The organism is Candidatus Electronema sp. TJ (assembly GCF_048287355.1).
Classification (GTDB): Bacteria; Desulfobacterota; Desulfobulbia; order Desulfobulbales; family Desulfobulbaceae; genus Electronema.
Genome location: NZ_JBLWEP010000132.1, coordinates 1 through 6,797, shown reverse-complemented (window position 1 = coordinate 6,797; position 6,797 = coordinate 1). Strand labels below are relative to the sequence as shown.

At 61.1% G+C, this 6,797-nt stretch carries 7 protein-coding genes; 3 read left to right on the top strand and 4 right to left on the bottom strand.

Features of this window, described 5'->3' with window-relative positions; all coding sequences use genetic code 11:
* The 4 genes from ACNKID_RS09565 to ACNKID_RS09550 all read right to left on the bottom strand — a co-directional run.
* Positions 1–320, bottom strand: a 320-nt coding sequence (locus ACNKID_RS09565) for an SH3 domain-containing protein (protein ID WP_417913203.1), incomplete at its 3' end; no start/stop codon positions are given.
* A 169-nt stretch (positions 321–489) separates the two neighbouring features.
* Positions 490–1,608 (bottom strand): hypothetical protein, encoded by a 1,119-nt coding sequence (locus ACNKID_RS09560; RefSeq protein ID WP_417913202.1) that lies wholly within the window; start codon positions 1,606–1,608, stop codon positions 490–492.
* Complete coding sequence (locus ACNKID_RS09555) at positions 1,589–2,602, bottom strand: caspase family protein (protein WP_417913201.1); 1,014 nt, start codon at positions 2,600–2,602, stop codon at positions 1,589–1,591. Before ACNKID_RS09555 ends, ACNKID_RS09560 begins: the two co-directional genes overlap by 20 nt.
* A gap of 90 nt (positions 2,603–2,692) precedes the next feature.
* The gene (locus tag ACNKID_RS09550) at positions 2,693–4,411 is read right to left on the bottom strand and encodes a hypothetical protein (protein ID WP_417913200.1); all 1,719 of its coding nucleotides are present in this window, start codon (positions 4,409–4,411) and stop codon (positions 2,693–2,695) included.
* A 292-nt stretch (positions 4,412–4,703) separates the two neighbouring features.
* On the opposite strand from ACNKID_RS09550, the gene ACNKID_RS09545 reads away from it, so the two are divergent.
* The 3 genes from ACNKID_RS09545 to ACNKID_RS09535 are packed head-to-tail and all read left to right on the top strand — an operon-like array spanning position 4,704 to position 6,736.
* Positions 4,704–5,315 (top strand): TetR/AcrR family transcriptional regulator, encoded by a 612-nt coding sequence (locus ACNKID_RS09545; RefSeq protein ID WP_417913199.1) that lies wholly within the window; start codon positions 4,704–4,706, stop codon positions 5,313–5,315.
* Between the two features lie 16 nt (positions 5,316–5,331).
* Entirely contained in the window at positions 5,332–6,486 is a 1,155-nt protein-coding gene (locus ACNKID_RS09540) for an efflux RND transporter periplasmic adaptor subunit (protein ID WP_417913198.1), read from the top strand.
* 43 nt (positions 6,487–6,529) lie between these two features.
* Positions 6,530–6,736, top strand: a complete 207-nt coding sequence (locus ACNKID_RS09535; protein ID WP_417913197.1) for a type II toxin-antitoxin system HicB family antitoxin — start codon at positions 6,530–6,532, stop codon at positions 6,734–6,736.
* The last annotated feature ends 61 nt before the right edge of the window (positions 6,737–6,797 follow it).

The window sequence follows — 6,797 nt, the reverse complement described above, 5'->3', positions numbered from 1 at the left end:
GTCATCAGCATTTTAGGCAGCCAGCCCTCGTCGCCGTCCTCGAAGCGGACTTTGGCCCAGCCGTTTTTTTCCTCCAGCAGCTCGCTCTTGTCGTTGACGCGGACTATCTTGATGATTTTGTACTGCTCGCCCGCGCCCCGCCGCACTGGGACATCGATATTGGTGGAGACAAAGAGCGTTTCCGCCCCTGCTGCAACAGGCAGCAGCAGGGCTGAGACGAGCAGCGGGAAAAGGAAACTGCGCACCGCCCGTCCAGCGCGGCCCAACCAATGCGCTCTGAAAGAAATCTGCTGCCCAGCTGCCCAGTTGTCCTTGCTCATGGCATTTTTCATCTTCTGTCTTGGCGGTAATGTTGTCTCCTGTGCCGCTGTCTGTCTGCTGGCGCGGCTGAATCTGTCAAGCTACACCATAGGACGGCTGCAATCAAGTCAAGAAAAAGGAAAACCGCTCTTTGCCGCTGCGGCCGGAGAAGGCCGCAGGGAGCTGTCTTCAACGCAGCTGACGCAGCAGCCAGAGAGTGGAGTGCAGCGTTCCGTTGTGCAGCTGGCCGCAGAGGGAGCCGGGCGCGAAGCCAGCCTTCTCCTTGCTGACCGCATCCAAGATGAGCTGCCAGCTTCTGTTGAACAGCGGCGGACGATCAAAAACCGGCGGCTCTGCCGCTCTGCCGCTGCCAAGCAGGGCGGCCTGCACATCCGGCAGCGCTGCCAACGCCGACTCCGCCTGTCCGGCCAGCTCCGCCGCAGAGGCCGTGTCTTCTTGGCGCAGCAGGATATGGACAGCGAACAGCAGGTTCATCGGGTTGAGCGGCTGCGCGGCCAGCAGACTTTTCCAGCCGGGTTCATTGAGGATTTTGCGTCCGTGCAGCAGGCCGAGGCGGAGCAGCTCGGTCTGCCGCGCAGCCGGGCTGGCTGGAGCAAAGCCTTTGCCGAGTTCCGTCATCAGCACAGCGGCATCCGGCAGCGCGGCCCGCACCGCATCCACGCCAGGCAGCCATGATTTTTCGGCGATGGCGAAGACTTGGGTCTGCCAGCCAGCCAGCGTGAGCACGAACATTTCGTACACTTCGCCTGGCTCCTCCTCCACCCGCAGACGGTAGAGGCCGGGATTCAGTTCAATATGCAAGGCACCGAAACGGCTCTCCGCATCGCAAACGCCCTGCGCCGCTTCAGCCAGCAGCTTGCCGCTTATGTCATGCAGCGACACGCCCAGCCACGGGCGGGCCGCCTCTTCGCTCAATCCCCGAAGAAAGAGGAAGAGCTGGCTGCCGCTGCCGAGCTGAAAATGCACGGTCCGCGACAGCTCCTGCGCTGCTTCGGCCTGCTTCTGCTGATATGTCAGGGTCTGCGCCAGCGGGGCGGACGAGGCGAACTGAACTGGCGGGCCGTCGAAGATTTTGCTCGGCGTTCCGGCTGCAACTTCGATCAGACTGTCGGACTGCACTTGGCCGACGCGGAAACGGGCTTTGTACAAGCCGGGCGGGACCTTGGCCTCCAACGCGCCGATGCCGCTGGCCAGCAGCTCGAAGCGGCTGTCGGCAAGAAAAACCTCAGTCAGGCGGTCTGCCGCCCTGACGCTCAGAGCAACCTGCTCAGACGATGAACTGCTCATTGTTCGGCACCTCGATGATGATCTGACGGCTGGTGTTTTTGACGGCGATTTTGTACAAACCCGGCTCCAGCTCAAGGGTGAGGTCAGCGGCTTCGGCTTTCATCTGCCGGATCTCCCGGAAACCTCCGTCATAGAGAGCCAAGGTCTCCGCGCCGGTGTGCGGAGGAGCGAGGCGGATTCTGACTGGAGCTGCGCCTGCCGATTTTCGTTTGAAAAAGGTGATGTCCCGGCTGGAATCAAGCCGGATTTCCGGCGGCGCTATATCCATGCCGTTCGCAAATTTGTCAATACTGTTGTGAATATGATTCTTCAAGGCTTGGCCGGTGACCGCGCCTTGTTCCGGGCGGGCGTTGCGCAGCGCGTCAAGGACAGCTTTGGTGAACACGCCTGAACTTCTGCCGTCATCGAACTTCCGCTCGCGGGCAGCTCCGCCCCTGCCTACTGCGAAGGCGTAGAAGTAGCGCACTTTGTCCGAACCAGGATTGCCTGCGCTGACCAAATACTGCGGCTCCCGGATAGTGTATTGGAGATTGACAGTGCGGCAGCAGTCCATGATCAGAACAAGCTCATCAAAGACAGCGTGACGGCGCAGCCATTCGACATAATCCGTCACGGCGACATGCCAGGGGAAAATCTGCTTGGCATTGGCGGCGTAGAGGGCGGTTTTGCCGATGTCTGACGGATCGCCGAAACCGTGGCCTGCGGCGAAGATGTAGAGCCGGTCGCCAACCTTGCCCTGAATGCCGTCAACAACAAACGGCTCGAACAAGGCCTCGACCTGATTCGGTGTTGGGCACGCTGCCTGCGGCCCGAAATCTGACGAGAGTATGCGCCGGATGTTGCCCGCAGGCACATCGCCGCCTTCCGGGTCGCGGAGCCAGTTGTAAAAGTCGCTGGCATCATTGACTGGCCCTTTGAGCGGGTCCAGCCCGATCAAAGGGTAGTTGTTGATGCCGATGACAATGGCGTAGTGTTTCTGCTTGTTGGGCATCATCCAGCACCTGTGCCTGAATTTGAGCATGGCAGAAGGAAAGAGGCCGGAGAGCGGCTTGCTCTCCAGCCTCGGCCTCGGATGTTGAGGGAATCAGCCGTGGTTGGCGAAGCGGATCAGATGCTCCACAATGGCTGCCAAAGGTGCGCTGGAGCTGCTGGCCGCGCTCACCGCCGCCGACTGCCAATGGGAAGGCACCGGCAGGCTGCTGTCCCAAGAGCCGCCCGGCTCAAACTGGGTCTGCGCCCGGCTGCCGTTGGCCGGAGTCCAGAGGAAGTCAGGATGTCTGCTGTGCCGCCACTCGCCGCCGATGATTCTGCCGGAGCCATCAAGCTCCAGATCGTAGAAGTACCGGACGGATTTGATCGCGTCCGCTGCTGGGCTGTCTGTGGAGCTGGTGCTGGGCCTGGTTTCGACTGTGTAGGAGACATCCATGACTATGCCGACGATGCTGACAGTCTGGCTGCTGCGGTAGCTGGCGAACTTGTCGTTGGTGAAACTGGCTCTGGAGACTGTGGCTGCTGCCAAGCTGCTCTGATAGGTCATCCGCTGCGGGTTGAAGTAGCGGTAGCTGTAGCCGACCACCGGCTGGTTCCATACCTCGTAGTCAAAGGTCACGTCCATGACCATGCTGCGCTGCGATGCGCCGATCTGGTTGACCACAGCCAGATGCCACGTGCCTGGGTTGGTGTCGAAGCAGGCAGACTCAATCAGGCGGCCTATGGAGTCGGTGGCTGGAGTGCGAACATTGCAGCGTCCGCCGATGAACTTGGGCCGGGGGCTGACCTTGGCCCAAAGCAGGGTGGCGAGGGCCTTGATGTCAGAAGGATAGAAGGTGATGCTGGAGCCGTTGGCCGCCTGCACGGTGACTGAACCTGTTGGCCGGGGCAGCATGTAGGATGCCGGCGACCAGCCATGACAGAGGCCCATCCACGGTTCCACATGGCCGTCTCGTTCATAAAAGCCCCGCCCTGCATCCCACATCTTTTTAGTCAGGGTGAAGCTGCTGTCGCCGACCAGCAGGTCATATTTCTCAGAAGGCGAGAGATAATCAGGCGAAATGCTGGATGCAGGGTTACTGCGCACGTAGTTGTAGTTCTCGCTCCAATCGCCGGAGTTGGGAAAACCAGGGTCGGCGTAACGCTTGCCGAGCATTCCCAGATAGATCGCCCAATAGTCGTCCGACCATGGCGTTGTGCTCAGGCGTGCACTCATCAGACCGTTGCTCTCCATGCTTTGCAGGCCGGTATAGCTGTATGTGTCGACCAGATCCTTGGCCATGTCGCCGGAAACAAAGGCGGCGCGGGAAGCCCGCTCGGCATCGTCGCTGTCCAAGCTGGTGCGCAGCGCGTCGCGGGCCTCGACATAGTCTTTGCGGTCAAGGGCTGCCTGATCAAAGACCGGCAGCGCGGTGCCGTTTCCACCCGGCTGCTCATCTCTCTTGACCGGCAGGCGGGCCATGAACTCCGCCGGATTGCTGTCAAACGCCTTCAATTCGGCATTGATCCGGCTCTCCTCGTCATCCATGCCGCCGCCCGCGCCTGCCGCCGCTATCCCGGCCTCTGCGGCATGGCTGTGCGCTCCGCTTCCGGCTCCGCCGTGATCATGGCTGCCGTGCGGATGCTCATGGTCGTGATGATGGCCGTGCCCATGATCATGATGGTGGCTGTGTCCGGCCTCATGCGTATGCGCATGGCCAGAGCTGTGGTCGCCGCAGCCGCAGCTCGGCGGCGCAGGCGTGCTGCATCCGCAGCCGCATCCCTTGAAGAAATCAAGAATCGGGCAGTTGTGCTTTTTCGGCGGGGTGGACATGGCTTCCTCCTTTCTTTGGTGGGTGAGGTTGAACAGCACAGATCAACGCTACTCTAAAATCAGCGGGATGCCAAGACTGAAGCAGTGTTTTCTTTCTTTTTAACCATCCAACGGGCAGCTCTGGCTGCGGAAGGTCTGCGCACGTCAGCAAGCGGAACTCCGGTGCCAGACAGAGGAGCGGTGTGCTGTCCGACCGCAGTCAGTTTTCCGTTGACACAGGGTGCTGTCCTTTATACAATCTGACCTTGGTCAAACTTGACCGCAGCCATATTATCATTCACAAGGACGCACTATGTCAGGATTGCGGGAACAGAAGAAGCAGAAGACCAGAACTGCCATTATGGAAGCGGCATTCACACTCTTTGGCGAGCGCGGCTATGAGAACACCAGCATCTCCGCTCTGGCCAAGGCCGCCGGGATCGGCAAAGGCACCATCTATTCCTACTTCAGCTCCAAGAGTGAGATACTGCTGGCCTTCTGCGAGGATGAGCTGGACTGCCTCCATCTTGAGCTGCAACGCACCATCCCGGCTGACGCTCCGCTGGAGGAGAAGCTGCTGCATGTCTTCATGTACGAATTCCGCTACGTGACCAAGAACAAAGGCTTTGGCCGCACCTTGATGCGGGAGCTGATCTTCCCCAAAGAGCTGACCACGGAGAAGTCCCGGCAGATCGAGGAGCAGTTCATTCAGTTCTTTGTCCTCATGTTCACCGAGGCGCAGGAGCGGGGCCAGCTGCGGCGCGACATCGACCTGACCCTGACCTGCGGCCACTTCTACGCCCTGTACCTGATGGCCTTGTCCGCATGGCACTCAGGACGGCTGCCCAGTGAAGAAGATGTCCGCGCCGCCTTGCAAGTCATGTTCCGCCAAGCCCTGAGCGGCTTGCAGCCCAAGAAAGCATAAACAAGGGAATCATGCCATGAATCATCCTGAACCGAAGACGCTGCGAGGCAAGGCGGTCTGGCTTGTCCTCAGCAGCCTGCCTGGCCTGATCGTTGTCCTGCTCATGGCAGGCACTGTCCTGCTCGTCAGCCAGAAGATCGCTGTGAAGCAGGCGCTGATCGCCGAGGAGCTGAAGGCCGCCGCCAAGACCGAGGCACCGGCGGTGAATGTGGTCACTTTGGAGCTGCGGCCCTCGCCGCTGCGCGACAAGATCAGCCTGCCCGGAGCGGTCGAGGCGTGGCGCAGCCTCCAGCTCATGGCCAAGGTGGCTGGCAGCGTGGAGGAGATCTTTGTCAAAGAAGGCGAGCAGGTCAGGCAGGGGCAGCTCATCGCCCGGATAGAGAGCAAGGAATATCAGATAGCCGTGGACTCAGCCAGGGCGGCCAGCGAGCTGGCCAAAGCCGACCTTGCCCGCAGCGAGGCATTGCGCAGCAAGGGCATCAGCACCCAGGCCAGCTTGGAGGAGCAGCAGAACCAAGTCCGCCAGACCAAAGCCGCCCTTGAGGATGCCGAGCTGAAGCTGTCCCGCTGTCAGATCACCGCGCCTATGGCCGGAGTGGTCAGCCGCTTGGACGCGGAGGTCGGCATGTTGGTCAACTCCTTCTCTCCTGCCCCGATTGCCGAGCTGCTGGAGCTGGACCGGGTCAAGGCCGTGGTCGCTGTGCCAGAGGCGGATGTGGCGGCAGTGCGCGGGCTGAAGCAGGTGGAGCTGGAGATTCAGGCCCTTGGCAACGAGAAGATCACCGCCCCGGCGCATTTCCTTGCCCCGGCCCCGGACTCGCAGGCCCGCGCCTACCGTCTGGAGCTGGCTTTGGACAACCCAGGCCGCCGCATCCTGCCGGGCATGTTTGTCCGCGCCAGCCTGGTCAAGGAGGAGCGGGCGCAGGCCCTGGCCGTGCCGCTCTTCTCCGTCATCTCGCGCAACGAGGAGCAGTTTGTCTATGTTGAGGAAAAGGGCCTTGCCAAACGGCGGAACGTGAAGACCGGCTTCCTCGAAGGCTGGCAGGTGCTGATCACCGAAGGGCTGCGCACCGGCGACAAGGTGATCATCGAGGGCCACCGCAGCGTGGAGGACGGCCAGGCCGTGAAAACCGTCAAGACCGTGAGCAGCTTGGACGGGCTGCTGCAATGACGCTTCCTACCCCGCAAACAACACCATCCCATTGGAGAAGAGCATGAGAGAGTTCAGCGTGATCATAGAGCGCGACGAGGAAGGCTGGTTTGTCGCCACCGTGCCTGGGCTGCGCGGCTGCCATACGCAGGCGAAGTCGCTCGACCAGCTGATGGAGCGGGTCAAGGAGGCGATAGAGCTGTGCTTGGAGGTGGAGAGTCCGGCGGTCAATGAATTCATCGGCGTGCAGCGGGTGGCTGTTGCGGCATGAGCATCTTCCCTTCCCTCACAGGCGGCAGACTGATCAAGGCCTTGGAGCGCGTCGGGTTCGC